At 63.2% G+C, this 22,951-nt stretch carries 19 protein-coding genes; 12 read left to right on the top strand and 7 right to left on the bottom strand.

Annotated elements, in window-relative coordinates:
* Window positions 1-5 precede the first annotated feature (5 nt).
* Entirely contained in the window at window positions 6-932 is a 927-nt protein-coding gene (locus tag HNQ60_RS11025; RefSeq protein WP_184331596.1) for an ABC transporter ATP-binding protein, read from the bottom strand.
* 322 nt (window positions 933-1,254) lie between these two features.
* Here HNQ60_RS11025 and HNQ60_RS11020 point away from each other — a divergent pair, with 322 nt between their 5' ends.
* From HNQ60_RS11020 to HNQ60_RS11010, 3 genes are all read left to right on the top strand, one after another.
* Window positions 1,255-2,826: an ExeA family protein gene (locus tag HNQ60_RS11020; protein ID WP_184331594.1), complete on the top strand. Its 1,572-nt coding sequence runs from the start codon at window positions 1,255-1,257 to the stop codon at window positions 2,824-2,826.
* 31 nt (window positions 2,827-2,857) lie between these two features.
* Window positions 2,858-3,622, top strand: a complete 765-nt coding sequence (locus HNQ60_RS11015; RefSeq protein WP_184331592.1) for a general secretion pathway protein GspB — start codon at window positions 2,858-2,860, stop codon at window positions 3,620-3,622.
* 70 nt (window positions 3,623-3,692) lie between these two features.
* Window positions 3,693-5,495, top strand: coding sequence for a DegV family protein (locus HNQ60_RS11010; protein WP_184331590.1), 1,803 nt, complete (start codon window positions 3,693-3,695; stop codon window positions 5,493-5,495).
* Here HNQ60_RS11010 and HNQ60_RS11005 read toward each other — a convergent pair whose 3' ends face one another.
* Entirely contained in the window at window positions 5,496-6,059 is a 564-nt protein-coding gene (locus HNQ60_RS11005) for a hypothetical protein (RefSeq protein ID WP_184331588.1), read from the bottom strand.
* Between the two features lie 722 nt (window positions 6,060-6,781).
* Here HNQ60_RS11005 and HNQ60_RS11000 point away from each other — a divergent pair.
* Complete coding sequence (locus HNQ60_RS11000; RefSeq protein ID WP_184331586.1) at window positions 6,782-7,138, top strand: YciI family protein; 357 nt, start codon at window positions 6,782-6,784, stop codon at window positions 7,136-7,138.
* A 106-nt stretch (window positions 7,139-7,244) separates the two neighbouring features.
* Here the strand turns inward: HNQ60_RS11000 and HNQ60_RS10995 are convergent, their stop codons facing one another.
* Window positions 7,245-8,774 (bottom strand): phospholipase D family protein, encoded by a 1,530-nt coding sequence (locus HNQ60_RS10995; protein WP_221304131.1) that lies wholly within the window; start codon window positions 8,772-8,774, stop codon window positions 7,245-7,247.
* A 169-nt stretch (window positions 8,775-8,943) separates the two neighbouring features.
* Between HNQ60_RS10995 and HNQ60_RS10990 the strand changes: the two genes are divergently transcribed.
* Window positions 8,944-9,306, top strand: coding sequence for a VOC family protein (locus HNQ60_RS10990; RefSeq protein WP_184331582.1), 363 nt, complete (start codon window positions 8,944-8,946; stop codon window positions 9,304-9,306).
* Window positions 9,307-9,521: 215 nt separating this feature from the next.
* Here the strand turns inward: HNQ60_RS10990 and HNQ60_RS10985 are convergent, their stop codons facing one another.
* From HNQ60_RS10985 to HNQ60_RS10975, 3 genes are all read right to left on the bottom strand, one after another.
* Window positions 9,522-10,013, bottom strand: a complete 492-nt coding sequence (locus tag HNQ60_RS10985; protein WP_184331580.1) for a YybH family protein — start codon at window positions 10,011-10,013, stop codon at window positions 9,522-9,524.
* 141 nt (window positions 10,014-10,154) lie between these two features.
* On the bottom strand, window positions 10,155-13,010 hold the full coding sequence (locus HNQ60_RS10980) for a S8 family serine peptidase (RefSeq protein WP_221304130.1): 2,856 nt from the start codon (window positions 13,008-13,010) through the stop codon (window positions 10,155-10,157).
* Between the two features lie 333 nt (window positions 13,011-13,343).
* Window positions 13,344-13,598 (bottom strand): EF-hand domain-containing protein, encoded by a 255-nt coding sequence (locus tag HNQ60_RS10975; protein ID WP_184331576.1) that lies wholly within the window; start codon window positions 13,596-13,598, stop codon window positions 13,344-13,346.
* Window positions 13,599-13,798: 200 nt separating this feature from the next.
* On the opposite strand from HNQ60_RS10975, the gene HNQ60_RS10970 reads away from it, so the two are divergent.
* The 4 genes from HNQ60_RS10970 to HNQ60_RS10955 all read left to right on the top strand — a co-directional run bounded on the left by HNQ60_RS10970 (window position 13,799) and on the right by HNQ60_RS10955 (window position 17,867).
* The gene (locus tag HNQ60_RS10970; protein WP_184331574.1) at window positions 13,799-14,014 is read left to right on the top strand and encodes a hypothetical protein; all 216 of its coding nucleotides are present in this window, start codon (window positions 13,799-13,801) and stop codon (window positions 14,012-14,014) included.
* The gene (locus HNQ60_RS10965; RefSeq protein WP_184331572.1) at window positions 14,011-15,015 is read left to right on the top strand and encodes a DUF5924 family protein; all 1,005 of its coding nucleotides are present in this window, start codon (window positions 14,011-14,013) and stop codon (window positions 15,013-15,015) included. Before HNQ60_RS10970 ends, HNQ60_RS10965 begins: the two co-directional genes overlap by 4 nt.
* Before the next feature lie 152 nt (window positions 15,016-15,167).
* A complete protein-coding gene (locus tag HNQ60_RS10960) occupies window positions 15,168-16,256 on the top strand; it encodes a hypothetical protein (protein WP_184331570.1) in 1,089 nt (362 codons plus the stop codon).
* Window positions 16,257-16,295: 39 nt separating this feature from the next.
* Window positions 16,296-17,867: an alpha/beta hydrolase gene (locus tag HNQ60_RS10955; protein ID WP_184331568.1), complete on the top strand. Its 1,572-nt coding sequence runs from the start codon at window positions 16,296-16,298 to the stop codon at window positions 17,865-17,867.
* Here the strand turns inward: HNQ60_RS10955 and HNQ60_RS10950 are convergent.
* Window positions 17,759-19,672: a patatin-like phospholipase family protein gene (locus HNQ60_RS10950; protein ID WP_184331567.1), complete on the bottom strand. Its 1,914-nt coding sequence runs from the start codon at window positions 19,670-19,672 to the stop codon at window positions 17,759-17,761. The two genes, HNQ60_RS10955 and HNQ60_RS10950, sit on opposite strands and share 109 nt — an antisense overlap.
* A 47-nt stretch (window positions 19,673-19,719) precedes the next feature.
* Here HNQ60_RS10950 and HNQ60_RS10945 point away from each other — a divergent pair, with 47 nt between their 5' ends.
* The 3 genes from HNQ60_RS10945 (at window position 19,720) to HNQ60_RS10935 (ending at window position 22,948) form a co-directional block, all read left to right on the top strand.
* Entirely contained in the window at window positions 19,720-20,370 is a 651-nt protein-coding gene (locus HNQ60_RS10945) for a TetR/AcrR family transcriptional regulator (protein WP_184331565.1), read from the top strand.
* 63 nt (window positions 20,371-20,433) lie between these two features.
* Complete coding sequence (locus HNQ60_RS10940; protein WP_184331563.1) at window positions 20,434-21,831, top strand: TolC family protein; 1,398 nt, start codon at window positions 20,434-20,436, stop codon at window positions 21,829-21,831.
* A 31-nt stretch (window positions 21,832-21,862) separates the two neighbouring features.
* Window positions 21,863-22,948, top strand: a complete 1,086-nt coding sequence (locus tag HNQ60_RS10935; protein WP_184331561.1) for an efflux RND transporter periplasmic adaptor subunit — start codon at window positions 21,863-21,865, stop codon at window positions 22,946-22,948.
* The last annotated feature ends 3 nt before the right edge of the window (window positions 22,949-22,951 follow it).

The raw sequence follows: 22,951 nt of genomic DNA, 5'->3' as shown, positions 1-22,951 counted from the left end.
CGTGCTCAGGCGGTCGCGGCGGGCTTCTGTTCGACGAGGCGCATGAAGAGCTCCTCGAGGCGGTTCGATTTATTGCGCATCGACAGCACCTCGATCCCTGCCGCGCTCAGGCGCGAGAAGATGTCGTTGAGGTTCTGGTCCTTCGACACCTCGATCTCGAGCGTGTGATCGTCCGGCATGACGACCTGGTAGTCCGGCAGCGCCGGCGCCGCTGCGATCGGGTTGCGCAGGTTGAATACGAACACTTCGGTCTGCAGCTTGCGCAGCACGCGGCTCATGCGGTCGTTCTCGATGATGCGGCCCTTGTCGATGATCGCGACGTGCCGGCACAGGTTCTCCGCTTCTTCCAGATAGTGGGTCGTGAGAATGATCGTGGTGCCTGCCGCGTTGATGTCGCGCATGAACGTCCACATCGTCCGGCGCACTTCGATGTCCACGCCCGCCGTGGGCTCGTCGAGAATGAGCAGCCGCGGCTCGTGCATCAGGGCTCGCGCGATCATGAGCCGGCGCTTCATGCCACCCGACAGGCTGCGCGACACCGCATTGCGCTTCTCCCAGAGCTGCAGCGCATTCAGATACTTTTCGAGGCGCTCATGCGCGACCTTGCGCGGAATGCCATAGAACCCCGCCTGGTTGATCAGGATGGTCGTGACGGTCTCGAACTGGTTGAAGTTGATTTCCTGCGGCACGAGGCCGATGCAGGACTTCGCCACCGCCAGCTGCGTATCGATGTCGTGTCCGAAAACCTCGACCTTGCCGCCGGTCTTGTTCACCAGCGACGTCACGATCCCGATGGCCGTCGTCTTGCCCGCCCCATTGGGTCCCAGCAGCGCGAAAAAGTCGCCCTCCTCCACGTCGAGGTCGATGCCCTTGAGCGCCTGGACGCCGTTCTTGTAGGTCTTCGTCAGCCCGCGGAATGAAAGTGCCTTCATGAGGTGGGATCGTCTACTGCCTTGAGTTGCGACGGAAAAAACGCCTGATCAGCAGCGAAAAAATCGGCGGGAAGGGTATCGGTCGGCCGGTACCGGAGCAAGGCGCTCCCGGTCACGAATGACGTGATCGCGCGACAGCATCGGCCGCCACGCGGGCGGCACTCCCGGTGGTCGCCGCCATCAAAGCTTTTACCGCTTCTTCGGGCAGTGGCATTATGCGTCCCCCGGCTCGTCCGAACCCGCTTAAGTCTTTATGTACACGAGCTTTTTTGGCCTGAGCGAAAAGCCGTTCGCCATCACCCCCGACCCGCGTTACCTCTTTATGAGCGCGCGGCACGCGGAGGCGTTGGCGCATCTGCTGTACGGCATCACCGAGGCCGGCGGCTTCATCCAGCTCACTGGCGAGGTCGGTACCGGCAAGACGACGGTCGTTCGCTCATTGCTCGAGCGCATGCCGGGCCACGCCGATGTCGCCGTCATCCTCAACCCGCAGTTATCGCCGCTGCAGTTTGTGCTGACGATCTGCGAGGAGCTCGGGATCTTCCTGCGCGAAGACGACACGACCAGCCTCAAGGACCTCATCGACGTCCTGAACCGCCGGTTGCTGGACGCGCACGCGAAGGGACGACGAGTCGTCGTCATCGTCGATGAGGCGCAGAACCTGACGACGGAAACACTCGAGCAGGTGCGCCTGCTCACGAATCTCGAGACCGCTTCCCAGAAGCTCCTGCAGATCATCCTGATCGGGCAGCCCGAACTGCGCGTCGTGCTGGATCGCATGGAACTGCGCCAGCTCGCCCAGCGCATCACCGGCCGGTATCACCTCGCTCCGCTTTCGAAGTCGGAGACCGCGTCGTATGTGAACCATCGACTGAAAGTTGCTGGCGCGAACGGCGAAATTTTCACGGATGCGGCGCTGCGCGAAGTGCATCGGTTGAGCAGCGGCATCCCGCGCATCATCAACGTGATCTGCGATCGCGCACTACTCGGCGCATTCACCCAGGAATCGCATCGGGTCGGCCCGGCGATGGTTCGTGCCGCCGCCGGGGAAGTTTACGGGCGGACCTTCAGCCCACCGTGGATGAAACCGCTCGCGATCGGTTCTGGCATCGCAGCCGTCGCCGTGATGGCCTTCGGCATCGGCCTGCTGATGAATCGTCAGAAGCCGCCGCCGCTCGCAGCAGCGGTTGCGCAGCCTGCGCCCGTCGTCGTCCCCGAGCAGGTCGCGCCCGCGTCTGTACAGCCGCCACCGGAGCCCTCAGCGCAGGACGTCGCCGGAGTGTTGCGGGACCACGCGAATGAAACGAACACGGAAGGCGCCTTCGCCCAGGTGTTCGCTGCTTGGGGCGGGAAGTTCGATCCTGCTGCCGGACGGCCGTGCGACCAGGCGCTGCGCCAGGGCCTCGAGTGCGTCTATCAGCAAGGTTCGTGGGGTCAGCTGCGAACACTGAATCGCCCGGCGATCCTCACGCTCATCGACGACGTCGGCAACGCCCACCAGGTCACGGTGGTCGGTCTGAACGACGGCAACGCGCGGATCAGCCTCGGCTCGGAACAGATCGAAGTGTCGATCGCCTCCATCTCGCGCTTCTGGTACGGCGACTATCTCGTCCTGTGGCGGCCGCAAGTCGCGTCGCCGCGAGCGTTGTCGGCCGGCATGCAGGGCGATGGAGTACGCTGGCTGCGCCGCAGCCTCAATACGCTGCAGGGCCGCAACGAAGCGCCTGCGAACGATTTCTACGACGAAGAACTCGTGAAGATGGTCGAGGACTTTCAGCGCCAGCATCGCCTCAATGTCGACGGCATCGCGGGCGTGCAAACGCAGATCGTGCTCGATACCCTGAACAACACTGCAGGCAGTCCGCTGCTGCTGGCCCAGGCTTCGGGCGGCTAGCGACTGACCTGCCACGGATCATCGCACTCTCATGAGCTTCATTCTCGACGCCCTGAAGAAATCCGAGAACGAGCGCCAGCGAACGATCGGCCCCTCGCTCGCTGATGCACCCGTACGGAACGCACCGGCGGAACGACCTTGGTGGGCCGTCGCCGTTGCGGCTTTGCTGGTCGTGAATCTCGCAGTGCTCGCGATCGTGCTGATGGATGACGACGATGCGCCACCCGCGGCGGTGCCGGCTGCAACTGTGCCTGCCTCGGTGGCACCGCCCGCCCCCACCAACAGCACACCCGCGACGGCGCCGACTGCCGCTGCACCCCCTGTTTCGCGGCCATTGGTGACGACGAGTCCTGCGGTGCGTTCCCTGGCGGAAGAAGCAGGTGTGGAAGGCGATCCGTATTACGACAATGCCCCGGCCGGCAGCGAGTACATCGATCCTTCTCATCCCGATCTCGCGACGGCTGCCAACGTACCCGCAGGCCCACCTGCCGTGCGCCAGATAGCACCGCCTGCAGTTGCGCCGCTGTCTTCCCGCCCTGCCTACGACACTCGTGGCGGCGCGAACGAAGTCCTGCCGACAGCATCCTCTCTGGTTGCCACCGGTACGTCGCTGCCCGACATGCGTCTCGACATTCACGTTTATTCGAACACGCCCACCGAGCGCTTCGTGTTCATCAACATGCGCAAGTACCTCGAGGGCCAGGTGATCACCGAGGGACCGACGGTGGAGCGGATTACGCCGGAGGGGGCGGTGCTGAATAGTCAGGGGTTGAGGTTTCTGCTGCCGAGGCAGTAGAACATCGAGCAGCGTGGATCCAGCTGAGGAGACGTAAAGAAGCGTGTCCGGCGAGCACCAAGAACAACAAATGCCCACTCCCATCCTCGAACTCGACGGCCTCCGCGTTTCGCGCCTGCTGCGCGCCGGCATCCATCGATTGATGGCGGATCAGGAGCATCTCAACAAGATCAACGTTTTTCCGGTGCCGGATGGCGATACCGGAACGAACATGGCGCTGACGATGCGGTGCGTGCTCAGCCACCTGACGCAGAAGCGCGATGCTCATGCAGGCAACACGCTCACTCGCGCAGCCGATGCGGCACTCGATGGTGCGCGGGGAAATTCCGGCGCCATTCTCGCGCAGTTCTTCCTGGGGGTTGGTGACAGCGCAGCGCCGCTGCCCACGTTGTCCGCCGCACAGTTCGCTTCGGCAATCACCGCAGGTGCGAGTTACGCCCGCGATAGCCTGACCGAGCCGCGCGAAGGCACAGTGCTCACCGTCATCTCCGCATTCGCGCGCGAGACCAGCCGGCTCGCGAGCACCGGTATGCGTGACTTCCTTTCGTTGTTCACGCAAGCGCTTACTTCAGTCCGGCAATCACTGCAGAACACCTCCGATCAGCTCGAAGAGCTGCGCAAGGCCGGCGTGGTCGATGCTGGAGCGCAAGGCTTCGTCGATCTGCTCGAAGGCATGACGGACCATCTGGAACGCGGCGTCGACATGGAACCGCCGGAGCCCGCGACACCCAGCGTCGACGTTCACGAATCCGCGGCCGGCGAGATTCACGATCTCACTCACCGCTTCTGCACCGAGTGCACGATCGTCGGCACGGACATCGATCGTCGCAAGCTGCGCGAAGAGCTCTCAGCGCTCGGCTCCTCGCTGGTACTCGCAGGCACGCCGCACAAGGCAAAGATCCACATTCACGTGAACGAGCCGTCCGATGTGTTCCGCATCGCGCGGGAGTACGGCGAGATATCAGGCGAGAAAGCGGATGACATGCAGCGGCAGCAGCATGCGACTCATCAGACCAATCGCCGCGTCGCCGTCGTTACGGATTCGGTTGCCGACATTCCGGAGGACATGCTCGAGCGACACGACATTCACGTCGTTCCGCTGCGCGTGCATTTCGGCGATCACAGCTACCTCGACAAGGTCGGCATGACGCCCGAGGCCTTTCTCGACGAGCTCGTCCGCAATCCGCTGCACCCGAAGACGTCGCAACCGCCCGCGGGAGATTTTCGCCGTCAGTTCGAATTCCTCGCCTCGCACTTCGACGGCGTCGTGTCGGTCAACGTGACGTCGAAAGTCAGCGGCACATGCAATGCGGCCGCAACCGCGGCATCGCGCGTACAGACGCATGGCAAGGTTGCGATCGTCGACTCATTGAACGCATCGATCGGCCAGGGGCTGCTGACGATCTATGCCGCTGAGTGCGCCGCCCGCGGCCTGGGCGTCGAGGAAATCGTGAGACTCACGAACGCCATGATTCCGAAGACTCTCACATTCGCACTCGTAGGATCGCTCACGTATGCGGTGCGAGGCGGTCGGGTGAAACCCGCGGTGAAGTCGCTCGCCGACCTCCTGCGTCTCTCGCCGATCCTGGGCAACGATCCCCAGGGTCACGTAAAGCCGCGCGGAGTCTTGTTCGGCCGAAGCGATCTGCACGACAAGTTCATTCGCTTCGTCCTGCGTCGCATGTCCACGGGCCAGCGTTATCGCATCGGTGTCGGCCATGCGAATGCGGAAGGAGCAGGTCGCGATCTGCTGGAGCGCATGCGGCGCGCGCACCCGCACATCGAATCCGCTTTTCTGATGCCTGTCGGCAGTGCCCTGAGCGTTCACGGTGGACCCGGGACCCTGCTGATCGGCATCCAGGAACTCGCCTGATCAGCGCTCCCGAATGAACTCGTAGCTGATGACGGTAAACGCGCGGACATCGTTCAGGTCCGGCTGATCGTCGCCGATCCGCAAGGGGAGCATCGCAGTCGCACCGTCGTCGAACGTCAGCAGCAACGTCCACTTGCTCACCTCATAACGACCCGTGGCCTTGGGAATGGCTTTGCCCGACGAGCAGGTCATCATGTTCTCGCTGAGATTGACCGCTTCGAAACGCCCGTCGGCCATGAATGCGAAGGCCGACGGCTGATCACCGACGGGGCGATACACGTAGACTCCGTTCAACTTCACTGCGTCGATGGGTCGATACGACACCAGCTTGCGACCGTCGAGACTCAGCAGGCGGCCTTCGCGCTTCAGGCGCCAGGGTCCACCCTCCTGCCACACGACATCGATTCCACCCGTCGCTTTGTTCTCCTGCCAGCGACCGTAGTTGCTCGGCAGCGTCGACAGATTCGAGACCGGCAGGCGCGCATAGCACTCCCGCGGTCCGTTGATGAACCCATGTCGAACGACGATGCCGTTGCCGAAGAACAGGATGTGATCCGTCAGCACGTTCGATGTGAAACCGCCGGAGGTTCGATGTGAAACCGCCGGAGCTGATCTGCATGTGAATCGCCGATTCGACGACCGGCACCGGTTCGAGGCCGGGCGACTTTCTCTGGCTGCCCGCGAACTCGGCGTGACCGAGCATCGTATCGATCGCCGTGACCTGCTCACGGAACGTGGCTGCATCGTTCGTGGTCAGCAGGACCACGATGAAAGAACCACTTTCCATGGTCGTGTAGAGCCGGAACCACGAGCGCCGGTTCTCCGTTGGATCGAAGGCTTCCACCTGTGACCACTGAAACCGCCCCAGCCGGCCCGACTCCTGGCCTGACGGCGACTGCAACTGGGTAAGCGCCCCGTCCCACAGTCTGCGATGCATCGCCGCCTCGTCGGTTACGGCTGATGGCTGCGCAGCGAACTGCACTTCACCTCGCTGCGCACCGCCTGTGCCCGGTATCGAGTAAGCAGTCATCCCATCCGGCCGAACGGAACGCGGCCATGCGCCGGGCAGCGTGACCGTCATGGGGCCGAAGGATTCGCGGACGCTGGAGCCGGAAGGCGCTGCGGCGTCGACGGCGAACGCGCATGCCAGCAACAGCACGAGCGACAATGCCAGAAGGAAAACGAGAAGCGGAACTGTCGATCTGTCGTCTTCTCGTTCGTATAGAAGAGCCACGTGACGATGCGGCGTCGCCGCATTGCTGTGCCTGGACTCAATCGGAGGACTCATGAAGACATTCCTGGCGATCTATATCGGTACCGCGGAAACCATGGCGAAGTCGGGCTGGAACGAGCTGGACGACGCGGCCCGCAAAGCGAGGGAGCAGAAAGGCATGCAGGCCTGGGGAGACTGGGGGACTCGCCACAAATCGGCGATCGTCCAAATGGGCGGTCCGCTCGGAAAGACGAAGCGAGCCGCCGCCTCAGGGATCTCCGACATCCGCAACAGCATGACGGGCTATACCGTCGTTCAGGCGGAATCGCACGAGGCAGCCGCGAGGATGTTCGAGAAGCATCCGCACTTTGCGGTGTTCCCCGGTGATTCGGTGGAGATCATGGAGGTGCTGGAGATTCCGGGGATGTGAGGCAGTCAGAGGGCTGCTGGCCACTGGCCGGACAAAGAGCAAGGCTGAGGGTGGCGCGACGCTGGTCCGGATTCTGGCCAGCCGCCAGTCGCCAGCAGCCTCTCTCTCAGAGCTGCGCATCCAGATGCAGCACCTTCGTCATCCACGCCTGGAAGCGCCGGCCCCAGCCCGCTTTCGGATCGGAGTCGAAGGCTTCCTTGCCGTCGCTCCAGTGCAGCTTCTTGTCGTTGAGCGTCACGCGCCACGCGTGATCGCCCGCAGTCTGCTGCGCGAAGATCTGTTCGAGCTCCGCGGCGAGAATCGGATTCTCGACGAGCACGCCCTGCTCGCAGTTGAGCCACGTCGATCGCGGATCGAGGTTATAGCTGCCGACGAAGAGCGTCTTGGTGTCGACGGCGAACGCCTTCGTATGCAGGCTGGCACCCGATGAGCCGAACAGGCTCGATTCGGCCTTCTGGCCGGCGAGCGGCTTCAGTTCCCAGAGCTGCACACCGCCTTCGACCAGGTCCTTGCGATATCTCGAGTAGCCGCCGTGAACCGCGGCGACGTCGTTCGCAATCAGTGAATTGGTGAGGATGCGGACTTCACGCCCGGATTTCGCCATGCCCGTGAACGCGGTGGTCACTTCCTCGCCCGGCACGAAATAGGGCGAAATGATGCTGGCCTGCTTCTGCGTCGCCTGGATCATCGGGACCAGCACCGAACCCACGTACGTCCGCTTCGCATCTTTCTTTTCCATCGTGACTTTGAGCGGGTCGTCGGAGACGAACTGGTACGTCGTCGCCCATTGCAGCGGCCAGTCGCCCTTCAGCATGCGCTGGATCGCGTCGTTGCTGCGCAACGCAACGGCGTAGCGGCTGTCGGCCGCGCCTTTCATATGCTCGACGAGCGCCGTGCGCAGTTTCTCGAGTCCTTCCTTTGTCACGCTGGCAGCGTCGAGAGCCTCCATCGGATACGCCGATGGTGAATTCCAGTACTTGTCGAACGATGCGGAGGCGTCACGCACGACCGGTCCGATCATCGCGAAATCGAGATCGACAAAGTTGACCTCGTCGCTCGCGCCGAAGTATTCATCGCCGATGTTGCGCCCGCCTGCGATCGCGATCCGGTTGTCGGCGATCCAGGTCTTGTTGTGCATGCGTCGATTGATGCGACCGAAACTCGACGCGCCTTCGCTGATGAATCCCATCTTGCCGCGGCGCGATGCGAACGGATTGAACATGCGCACGTCGATGTTCGGATGGAAGGACAGCGCTGCAAGACCGTCGTTCTTTGCACGCGCATCCATGTCGTCGAGCAACAGCCGGACCTTCACGCCGCGATCGGCAGCCTCGAGCAGCGCATGCGCGAAGGACAGGCCCGTGAGATCGGAGTGCCAGATATAGGTCTGCACATCGAGGCTGCGCATGGCGAGACGCGCCGCCTGCATCCGGGTGACATACGCTTCCGTGCCCTCGACCACCAGCCGGAAGGCCGACTGCCCGGGCCGTTGCCCTTCGACGTCATGCGTCGCCTTGTCGAGTGGAGTCTCCTGACCCGGCGCGACGGCGAACTCGTCCGGCAACGTGGGTCGCGGCTGCAATTGCGTACATGCGCTCAGGGCAGCCAGCACGAGCAGGCAGGGGAGAAACTTCACTGGTGAACGCACGCGACAATCACCCGCTTTTTAAAGTTATCGAGGCAGCGGACTCGCTGAACCACACGGCGCCGGATCATTTTCGGGGGCAGTTGGCGCAGGATTCAATACGTGAACTGGGCAATGCCGGAGTAGACTCGATCCATCCCTTGCCGCCCCGGAGTCCGTCATGCCCGTCACTGGTATCGGTGGATTGTTCTTTCGCGCGCGTGACCCCGGCGCGCTGACGAAGTGGTACTTCGACCATCTCGGGGTCGGCGCCACGATGACCGGCACCGACTGGATCTGGCAACAGTCCGCGGGCCCGACGGTATTCGCGCCGTTCAAGGCGGACACGGACTATTTCGCCAGTGACAAGCAATGGATGCTGAACCTTCGGGTACAGGGACTCGATGCGCTGCTCGCGAAACTGCGCAGCGCTGGAATCGAGATCATTACGAAGGCCGAGTGGGACACGCCGGAAACAGGGCGGTTTGCGCGCATCCACGATCCCGAGGGGAATGCGATCGAGCTTTGGGAGCCGCCATCTTAAGAAGTTGGATAGCGGATAGCGGATAGCGGATAGCGGATGGCGGATAGGCAGAGAAGGTCGAATGCGCGTCGCCGGTTCGACTTCCTGTCCCTATCCGCCCCTATCCGCCCCTATCCGCCCCTATCCGCCATCCGCTATCCGCTATCCGCTATCCGCTATCCGCTATCCGCTATCCGCTATCCGCTATCCGCTATCCGCTATCCGCTATCCGCTATCTACTTCTTCTCGTCCAGGCGAGGCTCGGAAGGTACGGGGCGGCGGAAGAGCTTTGAGGGTGTCAGCAGGCCGGTCGACATCTGGCGGTGCAGTTTCCACTGGCCCTGCACGCGCTTCCAGACTTCCATCGACTGATCGTGGGTGGTCGCGCCGGTCGGTTGCTTGTGCTCGATCGCCGCGATTCGCCATGCCACCTCTCCGGCGAGCTCGATTTCCTTCGTCGTCGACAGCGCGCGGTCCTGCGGTGCCAGCCGCAGGTTCTGCAGGACCGCCTTCGGCCCGCTCAGCGGTGCGACGTTCGGATCGAGACACACGACGTCCGCCGTCATCAGTGCGGTCAATCTGCTGGTATCGCGGGCGTTGAAGGCTTTCATCCAGTCCTGCGCGGCAGCTTCGATTGCGGCGCGATCCCCCGCTTCGTCCGCGCGCGACCAGGAGGCTACGGCGAACAGGAGGACGGCAGATACGACCGAACGGGTCCAGAGCGACATGGTCGATTCCTCGGCAAGCCCAGACGGAGTGCTCGATACAGTAAACGCTCTGCCGGCCGCAACGGGCTCGCCCGCCTCAAAAAAAGGACAAGAAAAAAGCCCGCACCGGCATGCGGTGCGGGCCTTCTCTCGAAGCATCCCTTACTTCTTCTTCGAAACCGCCTTCACCGCCGCTTCCGCATTGATGAAGCCGTGCCCGTCGAGGCGGCTGTAGCCCTTGCCGATCAGGTTGAAGAACTCACCCCTGAACGCCCTGCCGTTCTCGTAGGTGCCGAAGAAGCTCGCGCCGCCCGGCACGAGCTGGCCTGACGGAATCAGCACGCCGCCGCCGAGCAGGTCCGCGGAATTGCCGTTACCGGCACCGGCCACGGGACCCGCTTGATCGGCCTCGTCGCGATCGACACCGAACGACAACAGGTCGCCGCTGCCGAAGCTGCCTGCCGCGAAGCTCAGATCGAGCTGCTTCCACTGACCCGCCACGCCAGGAGGATCCGCGGGCAACGAGAACGTTCCGGTCACATCGAGCGGCGACAGTCCATGCGTGCGACCGACCACGAACGGCTGCCCAACCGTTGGCCGTTCATCGAACACGATACCCTTCGGTGTCTGCGTAGGATCCGCGCCCGATCCGTTGATCGAAATGTTCTTCAGCCGGTTGAACCCGAGCTGGGTCAGCGTGAAGACATTCGGATCGAACTGCGCGATCGGATTGAGATCCGCCTGCGCATTGATGGCCAGCAGATTGCCCGGTGACAACGCGAATCCCGACGCGAAGAACGGATCGAGATCGTGACGGAACGCGCTGTCCTGCAGGACCTGCCGCATCTTCTTCGGCTTGAGCTTGCCCGGGCCGCCTGCCGCATCCAGCACCAACGCTGCCACTGCGGCAGCATGGGGCGCGGCCGCACTCGTCCCGAAGAAATTCGGGAACGTGTCCGCGTCCGCCGAAGAGTCATCGCCGAAGAACGTGTTGTTCGCGCCGTCCATCGCCGCGAGATCCGGCTTCTGGCGAATCTGCGGATGGCGATAGCGCCGGTTGTTGGTATCGAAGTAGATCGTCGACGGTCCCGGCGACGTGAAGTACTCGGGGATGTACGGCGCATAGAACGCATACGCGGCGACACTCATCGCACCCTCGGCGGAATTGTGACCGTAGGTCACGGGTCCGAGATAGCTGAAGTATTCCTGCGGATTCACGCCGCCAAAGCCCACGTAGCGAATGCGATCCGCCGCGTTGCGGTTGCGTTCATCCGGAACGTTGGCGCGCGAGATGACAACTTGCAGCGTCGTGCCCGGGATGCCCGAGATCTCCATCGGCCGATTCGTGAAAAGGTTCTGCTCGGCCAGCGCGCCGATGAACGTGCCATCGGGCAGGAAGAACAGGACGTTGTAGTCCGACAGCACTTGCTCGACGACTTCGACCGGCTGCACGCGATACTGGAAATCACCTGATTGCGTCGGCAGGAAGCTGTCGACGACCACGGTGTACGTTCCCGCGAGCGGCAACTCGAGGATCAGCGACTCCGGATTCGTGCCGGTGTCGACGAACTGCACGAGATCGCCGTTCGGATCGAGGAGCGCGAGCGTCAGATCGGGATTCGGCGTGCCGGTCGTCGTGTCGTCGGCATCGACGAAGATCTCGACGAGCTGTCCTGCCGTCCCCGTGAACGTGAATGTTGCTTCACCGTTCTCCGGAACAGTCCCTGCTCCAGCCGCGAGCGGCGGACCGACGGGCGTCGGCGGCTGCGGATCGAAAGGCTCGTTCCACTGGAACACGAACGTGTTGCCCGCAACGAACTGCACGGTCTGCGCGATGTCCGTGTTGCTGCTCGGATCGAAGTCATGGAAGCCGCCGGCATACAACGCCGGATCGACATCCGTGAAATCGAGGTTGGTACCGGTCCACGACGCCGCTGCGCCCGGAACGATTCTCGGCTTCGAATCGTACGACTGCGTCGCTGGACGATTGCCGGCTGACGAGAAGTACGAAACACCCGCAGCCGCGACCTGGTCGACGGCCTGGGCCACGATGCCGTCCTGGAAGAACGGCTCGCCGGGATAGATGATGTCGTCGACGATGATGTCGGCCTTGAAGCCCGTTACTGCGTTCGGCGCATCCGGGAACCCGGCGAGCGCGCGGATGTTGTTCGCGAAGTTCACTTCGCCCCCGTCCGCGGTCGCGAAACCGAGGCGTGCTTTCGGCGCCATGTCATGCACGATCTGCAGCATCGCGCGACCTTCGTCGGTCTCTTCCGGCGAATCCTCGAGCACGACGACCGGCTGCGTGTTGCCGAACGGATTGCCGGCACCAGGCAGATCGCCGCTGGCCACGTCGGACGCTGCGTCGATCGGATCGCCGCTAGTGTCGTAGCTGTCGGACATCACGCCCACGGTGATTCCCGAGCCATCAGCACCGGTGATCTTGTCGACCCGATGCTGAACGATGCCCTGGCTGTCGGTCGCTCCGACGTTCGTGATCATCGGGCTCGTCGGCACGACGGCGAGCACACCCTTGCGGCGTGCGACATTCGTCAGGAACGCTGGCGGTACATAGGCCTCGATCACACCAGCTCGGTATTTGAGATCCGAAGCAACCACCTCGATTCCCGGGGTGGCACGCAGCTCACGCAGCACGGCTTCGCCGGCGACTCTGCCGTCGAGCGAGATACGGACCAGCGCGCGCCCCGAGCGATCGAATCTCACCGAGTCGATCAGATTGAGCTCGCTCCGCGCACCCGATGCCACTGCCTGGCTTCGCGCTGTCGTGCTTCCGCCACTCGCGGCCGCGACTTCATTCAGACCGCCTCCCAGATTTCTCACTGCGTCTTTTGCGACGACCGGCGCCGACACGCTCAGCAGCGCTGCCAGCGCGCACGTCATCAATGGCGTACTCGTGCCGGCGGCACGAATTCGCGGCAAAGCCAATCCCTCATGACGTTTCATGAAACTGCACTCCTTGATGAATCCCCAGATGGTGAGATCGTTCTTGCGCGTCATGCGAGCGCGAGCGCGCTGTTGCTTTCGCGACGCTCACTCGATCCGACGCAAAACTGAACCGCCCTGCACGTGAATGTTCACGTTGCAATCGACGCTACGATGGCAACTGCAGCGATTCAATACGTGCCACTGGCGAAACACGGAGCATTAATTGATTGGAATTTCGCCGTGTCGGGAAAGTCAGTCGCAGCTCACGACCCGGATGCGGAGAAGGAGTCGGAATTTCCACGGGGAGCACGGGGTTTCACTGGGTAGAAGCGTTTTTTTCTTCTCCTTACCTGTGGGTCCCCGTGCTCCCCGCGGAAATTCTCCTCTGTCTGCGGAGTCCATCCATCACGACTGCAACCACGCCCTGAACTCTTCGAAGCTGATCACCCCATCGTGATCGGTATCGATCTCGTCGAAGCCGATCCGGTGTTCATCAGCCGTCATCTCGGGATCGAGATCCGTCATGAAGGCCGCGAACTCCACGAACGTGATCTGCTGGTTGCCGTCCGCATCGGTCAACCGGAAATTTTCCCTCGCCCGTACGCGGTCCTCGGTGCCGGGGTGAAGGTAGTCGAGGGTGGTGCGGTCTTTGTGGGGCATGGGAAGCTCATTGATGAAAACCAGCTGGCCGGCTAGCCAATAGCGGCTAGCCAGAGGGTGCAAGAGTGCGTTCCGAACACGCGAACGGCAAGTTCCGGCCCTCTTGATTCTCTGGCTGGTGGCTAGCTGGCTAGTAGCTGGCTGGCTAACATGCTCGCGATCCGGGCCAAGATGCCCGGAATTCAACCGGATTCGCCCTCATGCCCCGTCGTTCTCTCCCCGCCCAGCTCCCCGATGTCCGTGATGGCCTTACTCGCGTCGAGCGCATCGTTCTGCATGTGCTGCACGAGACGCAGAAGGAGCGTGACGGGCGGAACGTGCCGACAGCCATGCTGTATGGGCGAGTCGTCGAGCACATCGACATGAGTCCGGAAGAGCTCACCGAGATACTCGCGCGGCTCGGCGCACGAAAGTGACTGACGATCGTCCGACGTCAGCCTTCGCACGGCTGCTGCGGTTCCTGGATCGCGTTCCGTGGCTCGTACCGCTCGTCAGCTTCGTATCGGGTGTCATCGGCTTCGTGATGGTGAAGCGGGGCGCCGATCTGGCGCGCGTGATTGCATTCATCGCGCTCGCGGGGTGGCTGTGGTTGTCCATCGAGCCCCTCGTGCGCCGGTTTCTCGAACGTCGCCAGCCCGGCGCGGGCAAGCTTCTCTCGAATTTCCTCACGCAGTCGCTGCAGCAGGAGATGCTGTTTTTCGCGCTGCCGTTCATGTTCGGCGCGATCCAGCGGGATGTTGGTCAGATCGCGTTCATCGCAATCGCGTCGCTGGCTGCCCTCCTTACCGCGCTCGATCCTCTCTATGAAAAATGGGTCGCGGCCCGTGCGGCGACGCGCCTGCTGTTTCACGCCTACTGCAGCCTCATTGCGGCGGTCGTCGTGGTGCCGATGGTCGTGCATCTCCCGCTCGAGCAGGCGCTGCCGCTGGCTCTCGGTGCAGTAGGTATCTGGCTGCTGCTGACCGCGCCGATGTCGCTGCGCTCGTTGCGATCTCCGGGGCTGAAAGCCGCGTGGATTGCGTGTTCGCTCCTCGCGCCTGCATTGGTTTGGGTGTTGCGCGCACACATTCCACCCGCGGGACTTGCAGTGACACAGGCTGTCATCACGCAGACGATCGACGATCTCACACCAGGCGCGGCAATTCGATCGTTGTCTTCTTCCGAACTCGCCGGAGGTGTGGTGGCGTTCGTCGCGATCCGCGCACCGAGCGGCGTCGCCCAGTCCATCGTCTTCGAATGGCGGCACAAGGGCGAAACGGAGCGGATCACTTCGGAAATCCAGGGTGGCAACGACACCGGCTGGAGGACGTTCTCGCGCAAGCAGGTCTTCCCGCAGGACGCACAGGGACGCTGGTTCGTCGATGTCCGAACTCCGCAGGGCCAGTTGCTCAGGCGTCTGCAGTTTTCTGTGGACTGACTGCGCGAAGCCAGCGCGGCGCGACGCAGCACCCGTCGTTGGTCCCGGCCGGACGCCGTTGAGCGGCGGCATACCGTCGTTCGTCACAGGCGATATCTTTTCGCGCGGGCACAGGGTCAAAGTGGCTGTGAACAACAACACTGCGATCCTCTATGCAAACCGAAGCCAAGTGTCATGACGACCTGCGGGTGATGCAATTCGTGGATCAGGTGGAAGCGGCCGCCGAGGAGTCTGCGCGCGACGCCTACCGCCTCGCCTTCGAAAGGCTGCGATCGCAGATTCCCCTTCATCCGGATCGGGGTGCTTCGGCGGCCAGGGTGTATGAATCAGCCTCGGCGACGGTTCGAATGCTCGCCGAACGCTGCCTGCCGCTTGCCACCGCTATCGCGATGCACCTGTATCCGCTCTGTGCACTGCAGTGTATTCCTGTGCCGCTGCTCAGCATCGCCCGCGTTCAGCGCGCACTTCTGTTGAATACGATCCGCAGCCGCTCCCTGATTCTCGCGAACGCAGGCAGCGAACGCGCGCGGGGCATTGAAAAGCCTCTGATCGCGTCGCGCGATGCGAACGGCCTCAGGATCGACGGCATCTGTGAATACATGTCCCTGAGCAGCGTGGCCGATGTCGTTCTGTTCAAGGCGCACTTTGCCGACATCGATGAGACAGCGCTCTGCGCGGCGGATCTGAAGGCCGACTCCGTTCGCGTCGGTGAATGGAAATTCAACGGCACACTGCGGTTCTCGGATACGGCTTCGGTTACGTTCACTCATCATCGCGTGCCGCGCGGTCGCTATGTGATTCTGCGCAACGCAGCTGGCCTGCAATGTGTCGCCGACTACCAGCGTTGCTGGTTCCATTTGTTCCTGGCCGACATGTATCTCGCGCGCCTCGAGCGCCTTCACGGCATCCACGGCCTGCAGCCGTCGCAGGGCTTCATCGTGAGCCGCAATGAGGCGGCAAGACTGCGCGAGTACTCGCTGCATCTGCTCGATCGATTCGACCTGCATCGCGACGCGGCTTCGCTGATGAATACGACCAGCGCCTTGAAGCTGCGCGTATCCCTGATGACTCAAGGCATCATCGACAGCCTCAGGGGGATGCTGCCCGAGGATCGAAGCAACATGATTGCGGCCGATATCGCGGAGCTGTCCTGCATTCGCTTTCAGCCCACTGCGGATGAGCGGATACTGCAAGGTTTGTGTATGCGCCCGGTGGCGCCGACGCTTGCGCTGAGCACCTAGGGCCTCCAGAGCGATCATCTGCTGCTATATGCTTCGGGCATGACGGATGCCCGTGCCGACACGCCAACACCCGCTCGCAGATGGCTCCGGCTGCGATGGCTGCGAACTCTTGCATCCCGCGTATTGATCGCGCTCGTCGCGCTGCTCATCGGCGCACTCGGCATGCGCGCATGGATGTCGCGCAGCGCGCCCGATCTTCAACCCTGGCACCTGCTGGTCCCTCAGGAACTCAGTCTTCAGGCTCTGAAGGAAGGCGACTGGGCGGAGTACATTCAGGCGGAAGACTGGCTGTTCGCTGCGATGGCAGCCGACCTGAACGAAGCGCTCGAGCCGGAGCATCGCTCCCGCTTCAACCGCTACAACCCCGACAGTGTCGTCCACGCCGGTCGATTCAACGTCGACTGGAATCGCTCGTTCGTGCTCGAGCCGCCGGGAGAGGTCAAGGGCGTCGCCGTGCTTCTGCATGGACTCACCGATTCGCCGTACAGCATGCGGCATCTGGCCGGGTTGTACCGCGATCGCGGGTTCGTCGCGCTCGGTCTGCGAACGCCAGCCCATGGCACTGTCCCTGGGGCGTTGACGCGAACGAAGTGGGAAGACTGGGTTGCGGCGACTCATCTCGCCGTGCGCGAAGCGCGACGACGAGCGGGCGGTGCTCTCCCAATCCATCTCATCGGCTACTCGAACGGCGGTGCGCTCGCACTGAAATACGCCCTCGATGCGATCGAAGATCCTTCGCTGGCTGGACCGGATCGTATCGTGCTGCTCTCGCCGATGATTGGCGTGACGCGGAACGCGCGCTTCGCCGGGATCGCGGGATGGCCGTCGGTCCTGCCGGCGTTCGCGAAATCGGCATGGCTCGACAACCTGCCTGAATTCAATCCTTTCAAGTACAACTCATTCCCGGTCAACGCAGCCCGGCAGTCGTACCTGCTCACCGACAGCCTGCAGACACAGATCGTCCGGCTCTCGAAGGAGAAGCGGCTGAGCCAGCTCCCTCCAGTGCTCACATTCCAGTCGATGGTGGACGCCACCGTGCGCACTGACGCAGTGGTGAATGCTTTCTATATGCGCCTGCCCGCGAATGGCAGCGAGCTAGTGCTGTTCGATATCAATCGGGATGTGGAGGTCAGCGATCTCATGCGCCCGGGGGCGTTGCTCGAACCGGCGAAGTTGCTGGCGGCCGCGCCGTACAACTTCCGGCTCGTGGTCGTAACGAACGAGAGTTCCAGCAGCCGCGCCATCGTTGCGAGGGTCACGGAGGCGGGCGCGCACGGCGAGATCATTCAGCCGCTGAACCTCTCGTATCCGGCAGAGGTGTTCTCGCTCTCGCATATCGCCCTGCCCTTCCCTGCGACCGACGGCCTTTATGGACTGACGCCCGATCCCGCGGAGGATTTCGGCATTCCGCTCGGTGCGCTCGGCATGCGTGGCGAACGCGGCGTCCTGTTCAACGGCGTGGACATCGCGACCGTCAGGATCAGCAGCAATCCATTTTTCCCTTACGTCGTCGAGCGGATCGAAGCGGGCGTTCCTTCCCCCGCCGAAGTGGGGGAAGGAGCGTCGCGCGCACGCGCTGCGAGGAACTCCGCGATCCGCACTCGTCCATAGGTGTAGCCCACTTCGATCGCCCGATCGAACGCCCGCCAGTTGAGCATGTCGATCTGCTCGAGGGGAGGTTGCAGCAGCAGATCCGACAGTTCGTGCCTTGCGGCCCGATTGCCGGCGCTGTTGATCATTCCCGCTCGCCACAAGATCTGCAGGATGTTCACGCGATGCTTGCGACCGCGGAACCATTGCAGCATCTTCCAGAAGGGCGGCACGTCCGAATCCACGACGTCGGTCGTGAACGCACGATCCGATCCGACATCGACGCCAATGATCTGACCGAGCCCGGCTTCTCGCATCACGTCGACGGGCAGGTTGTTGATGGTCGCGCCGTCGACGAAGATCTCCCCGTGCTGCACGACCGGCGGCAAGACACCCGGGATGGCAACGGAAGCGCGCAGCCAGCGCCATAACTCGCCGCGACGATGCACCGCAAGTTGCCCTGTGCTCAGGTTCGATGAGACGCAGAAGAACGGCAGCGGCATGTCCTCTATGCGCAGATCGGTGAACTCCCGCCGCAGCAATCGCGACACCTTGCGACCCGACACGAGCGACACGAGCGGCAACGTGTAGTCGTTCAGCGGGTTGGTCTTCACGAAACTGCTGTGCACGCGCGACGTGATCTCATCGATCGTCCATTCCAGGCCGCAGCCCGCGGCGATGATGGCGCCGATGCTCGTTCCACCGACGGCGTCGATCGTGATGCCCGCTTCGCGAATCGCGCGGAGCACGCCGATGTGAGCGAATCCGCGAGCGCCTCCTCCAGAGAGAACGACACCCAGCCCGCGACCTGTCAGCAGCCGCGCCAACCTTGCAATGTCGGAAGTACCGCGAATGTGATGATGAGGAACGTTCGGTCGCAGATCGAGCCAGCGGGTCGCGCATCCTGGCATCACGCGGTCCTTGTGAAGGAGCACGAGCTCGACGCGCTGGGATATCGTCGCGGCCTGCGACGTGCTCGCATGCCATTCGGAGGCAGGCGCGTCCGCCTGCGCCAGCAGCAGCACGACGTCGGCCTGTCGCAAACACAGCTTGCTCCAGCTCGTCGGCCCCGGATCGCAGACGTAGACAACGAAATCGTTCGTGCGCTCGACGGTGTGGAACCACTGGCTCGTGTGATCCGCGCCTCGCTGACTCCATACGAGCTCGGTTCGGCCAAGGTGCTCGAGATGGGTTGCGAGCTGCGCGGCGAACGTCGTCGCGTGCGCATGCTTGTCGTGCGGCACGACGGCGAATGTGCGCGGCACGGAGCGCCGACCGCGAACCTGTCGCTGCGAGGCATCGAGTCGATGGGCCATGAGCTCGGCGACGCGGCGCAATCCCTGCGGGTGCGACAGCATCAGCTTGTCGAACGCCTCGCGCGAAAGACCGCCCAGCTCGGTATCGCGCAGGGCAACGACAGTCGCATTGCGGGGCTTTCCGGAGATCAGGGCCATCTCGCCGACCGTTTCCCCAGCGGCGATGGTTCCCACGAGACGGCGATGCCCCTCGGCCGAGAGGCTGTAAGCCCCGAGATTGCCGCTGACGACCAGATACAACTCGTCGGGATCGTCCCCGGCTTCGAAAAGCGTGGTGCCGCCCGGCAGCGCAAACCAGCGGATCTCATCCCGGATCTCCCGCAGGAGCTGGGCGTCCAGGCCCTCGAAGATCGGCAGGCCGCGGACGACGGCGTCCAGGTCCGCCCATTCGTTTTCTGCGTGACTGTGTTCGACGTCGAGTCCCATGCGCCGCGGGCAGATGGCCGGAGAAGCGGTGAGTGTGTCCCCTACCCGTTGATCCAGCCAGCCGGGATGAATGGGCCAAGACATGAATTTAGTCATTGACACTATGTCAACGACCGGAGTACGGTCCGGCCATGTCGTCATACATTGCCGAACGCCGCCAGGAAGAGAAGGATCGCCGCCGCGGCGAGATCGTGGATGCCGCGGAGGACCTTTATCGCGAACTGGGCTGGGATGCTGTCACCATGGACAGCGTCGCGCGCCGGGCACGCCTCAGCCGGGCGCTGGTCTACGTGTACTTCAAGGACAAGCGCGACCTGCACTTTGCGATTGCGACGCGTGCCATGGAGACACTGCGCATCCGCTTCGAAGAAGCCGCCGCGCGCAGCCGCCTTGGGCTGGAAAAAGTCGAAGCACTCGGCCGCGCCTACATGGCTTACGGCCAGGAATTTCCCCATTATTTCGATGCCTGTGCCCGGCTCGAACTGCACGTGCCCGAGGGTGGCGACGACCGGCCCCAGGAGTCCGTGTCGCTCGAGGCGAGCGACCGCGTGCATGAGATCGTCGAGGAGTCGCTTGCCATCGGGCAGCGCGACGGGACCGTCAACGCGGATCTCGGCGATCTGGCAGTCACATCGCGTGTTCTCTGGGGCTTCACCCACGGCCTGATCCAGATCGCGCTCACCAAGGGCGGGCCGCTGGCGGAAGTCGGCATCAGCGTTCCCCAGCTGACTCAGCACGCCATCGGCATGATCCGGAAGATGCTCGCGGGCCCGAAGGGATAGCTCTTTTTTTGACCGATTTTTGACATGTGTCTAGCGTTTTTACAGCCGAGAAGGCAACGGACGATGCGATCACTCCCGCTCCTGGCCTGCGGATTCCTCCTTCCCGGTCTGGCCGCGGCCCAAGGGACGCGCGAATTCGACGTTGTCGTCGAGGACTACGTCATCGAGGGACTGCGCAGCAACCTGGGGTTGCAGTCCGAAACGCTCGAAGTCGAGAAGGCCACGCAGGCGCTGGCGGAAGCACGTGCCCGATTCTTCCCGGAGCTGTCATTCCAGGCCCGATACACGCGAGCCGAAGGCGGGCGTGAGATCGACATCCCCATCGGTGACGCACTCAATCCGGTTTACTCGACCCTGAACGATCTGCTGGCTGCTCAAGGCCAGCCCGCGTCGTTCCCGCAGATTGCCAATGAATCGATTCCGTTCCTGCGCGAGAAGGAACAGGACACGCGACTGGTTCTTCGCCAGCCGCTCTATGCGCCGACGATTTCCGCCGCCGTGCGCGCGCAGAGCGCGCTGCTCGATGCATCCAACTATCGGCGCATGGCGATCGCCCGGACGCTGCGACGCGACATCACGAATGCGTATCTCGACTGGCTGAAGGCCCGCAGCTCCACGCAGATCGTTGCTGCCAGCGAGGAGCTGCTGCGCGAGAACGTCCGCGTGAACCAGTCGCTCTTCGACAACGGCAAAATCACCGAAGACCAGGTGCTGCGCGCCCGCGCCGAAATGCTCGAAGTCGAGCAGCAGAAGCGCGAGGTCGAGAACCTCACGACGCAGGCACAGAGCTATTTCAACTTCCTGCTCAATCGCAACCTGCTCTCGGCCATCGAGCCCAGCGCGCCACCCAATTCGCAGGCGGGACAGGAAAATGCGCTCGAGCTGCTCTGGAGCGAGGCGCTGAATCGCCGGCCGGAAATCGCACAGGCCGAACAGTTGAAGCAGGCCGGCGCCGAGCAGGTCACGTTCGCGCGTAAACAGAAGTGGCCCACACTCGCCTTCGCCGTGGACGGCGGCATCCAGGGTGAGGATTATCGCTTCGGCGAGGGCTACAACTACGGCACGGCCTCGCTCGTATTCACATGGAAGCTGTTCGATGGCGGCGGTGACACTGCTCGTGTCCGCCAGGCAGAGGCAACGGAACGCCAGCTCGTGCTGCGCCAGGAAGTAATTGCACAGCAGATCCGCCTCGAAGTGCAGCAGTCCTTCGACCGGCTGCAAGTCGCTCGCGACTCGCTCGCGACCGCTCAGGCGCGTGCGGAAGCTGCCAGCGCCGCCTTCCGCATCGCCAGTCGCAAGCGCGACGAGGGCGTGATCAACCAGGTCGAGTTCATCGACGCGCGCAGCACGCTGACGAGCGCCGAGCTCAACTACAACCTCACGCGGTTCAACGTCCTGGCGCGGCGCGCCGACCTCGAATACGCCACCTCGAGCGGCGCGTTGCCCATCGAGATCCAGTAACGACTTTCGATCGATGACGACGAGAAGGATCATGCGTACGACGACATTGGGATGGATGGCGCTTGCTGCGTTGACACTCTCCGGCTGCGGTTCGGGCCAGACAGAAACGGCGACCCCTGCGGCAACGCCGGTTCGCGTTGCAACCGCGGTGGATGGGCCCGCGGCACCCGCGATTCGCACGAACGGATTGCTGGTCAACAAGGATGAGATCCGGCTTTCGTTCAAGGTCGGGGGCGTCATCCGCCGCGTCGACGCGCGGGAAGGCGAACGCGTGCACAAGGGACAGCGCCTCGCCGAGATCGAACTGGCAGAGGTGAACGCCCAGGTCGAACAGGCGCAGCAGGCGCAGGAGAAAGCACGTCGCGACGTCGAGCGCGGCGAACGACTCTATGCCGATAAGGTCATCAGCCTCGAACAGCTGCAGGACCTGCGAACCCAGATGGCTGTTGCGGACGCTGGCCTCAAGTCCGCGCAATTCAACTCGAATTACGCTTCGATCATCGCGCCGAATGACGGCACGGTGCTGCGTCGGCTTGCTGAAGAACGCGAGCTCGTCGCGGCCGGCGCGCCTGTCATCGTCCTCGGCGCGCTCGACCAGGGATTCGTCGTGCGCGCCGGGCTCGCCGATCGCGAGATCGTGCAGGTGAAGCTTGGCGACAAAGTTCAGGTGACACTCGATGCGCTCCCCGATGCCAAGCTCGCGGGCACGGTGACGGAAGTCGCAAGCGCCGCTGATCCAGGCAGCGGCATGTTCAATGTCGAGATCGCACTCGACGCGGGCAAACAGCCGCTCAAGAGCGGTCTGGTCGCGAAGGTCGCAATCACGCCGGCGAGCGCCAGCGCGGGCTCACGCGTGTACGTGCCGATTGCGTCCATCGTCGAAGGCGATGGCAATCGCGCAAGCGTGTTCGTGCTCGAGAGCAACCAGGTCAAACGTCGCGACGTGCAGGTGGCATTCATCGAGAACGACACGGTCGCGCTCGGGAGCGGAGTCGCCGCGGGTGAACAGGTCATCACGGACGGTGCGCTCTACCTCGAAGACGGCGAGCAGGTCCAGGTTCAGCCCTCCACGGAGACGCGGGTGGCTGCGGACGACTCCGCCAAAGTCAGCCCCTGACCC

Source organism: Povalibacter uvarum, from assembly GCF_014202975.1.
Lineage (GTDB): Bacteria > Pseudomonadota > Gammaproteobacteria > Steroidobacterales > Steroidobacteraceae > Steroidobacter > Steroidobacter uvarum.
The sequence above is the reverse complement of the archived record's forward strand: the minus strand, read 5'-3'. Positions and strand labels throughout refer to the sequence as shown.

Coding starts and splice junctions, on each gene's coding strand:
- HNQ60_RS11015 (WP_184331592.1), top strand. CDS start 2,858: ATGAGCTTCATTCTCGACGCCCTGAAGAAATCCGAGAACGAGCGCCAG.
- HNQ60_RS10935 (WP_184331561.1), top strand. CDS start 21,863: ATGCGTACGACGACATTGGGATGGATGGCGCTTGCTGCGTTGACACTC.
- HNQ60_RS10985 (WP_184331580.1), bottom strand. CDS start 10,013: ATGTCGCTCTGGACCCGTTCGGTCGTATCTGCCGTCCTCCTGTTCGCC.
- HNQ60_RS10950 (WP_184331567.1), bottom strand. CDS start 19,672: ATGTCTTGGCCCATTCATCCCGGCTGGCTGGATCAACGGGTAGGGGAC.
- HNQ60_RS10955 (WP_184331568.1), top strand. CDS start 16,296: ATGACGGATGCCCGTGCCGACACGCCAACACCCGCTCGCAGATGGCTC.
- HNQ60_RS11000 (WP_184331586.1), top strand. CDS start 6,782: ATGAAGACATTCCTGGCGATCTATATCGGTACCGCGGAAACCATGGCG.
- HNQ60_RS11020 (WP_184331594.1), top strand. CDS start 1,255: ATGAGCGCGCGGCACGCGGAGGCGTTGGCGCATCTGCTGTACGGCATC.
- HNQ60_RS11025 (WP_184331596.1), bottom strand. CDS start 932: ATGAAGGCACTTTCATTCCGCGGGCTGACGAAGACCTACAAGAACGGC.
- HNQ60_RS10980 (WP_221304130.1), bottom strand. CDS start 13,010: ATGACGCGCAAGAACGATCTCACCATCTGGGGATTCATCAAGGAGTGC.
- HNQ60_RS11010 (WP_184331590.1), top strand. CDS start 3,693: ATGCCCACTCCCATCCTCGAACTCGACGGCCTCCGCGTTTCGCGCCTG.
- HNQ60_RS10990 (WP_184331582.1), top strand. CDS start 8,944: ATGCCCGTCACTGGTATCGGTGGATTGTTCTTTCGCGCGCGTGACCCC.
- HNQ60_RS10945 (WP_184331565.1), top strand. CDS start 19,720: ATGTCGTCATACATTGCCGAACGCCGCCAGGAAGAGAAGGATCGCCGC.
- HNQ60_RS10975 (WP_184331576.1), bottom strand. CDS start 13,598: ATGCCCCACAAAGACCGCACCACCCTCGACTACCTTCACCCCGGCACC.
- HNQ60_RS10970 (WP_184331574.1), top strand. CDS start 13,799: ATGCCCCGTCGTTCTCTCCCCGCCCAGCTCCCCGATGTCCGTGATGGC.
- HNQ60_RS10940 (WP_184331563.1), top strand. CDS start 20,434: ATGCGATCACTCCCGCTCCTGGCCTGCGGATTCCTCCTTCCCGGTCTG.
- HNQ60_RS10960 (WP_184331570.1), top strand. CDS start 15,168: ATGCAAACCGAAGCCAAGTGTCATGACGACCTGCGGGTGATGCAATTC.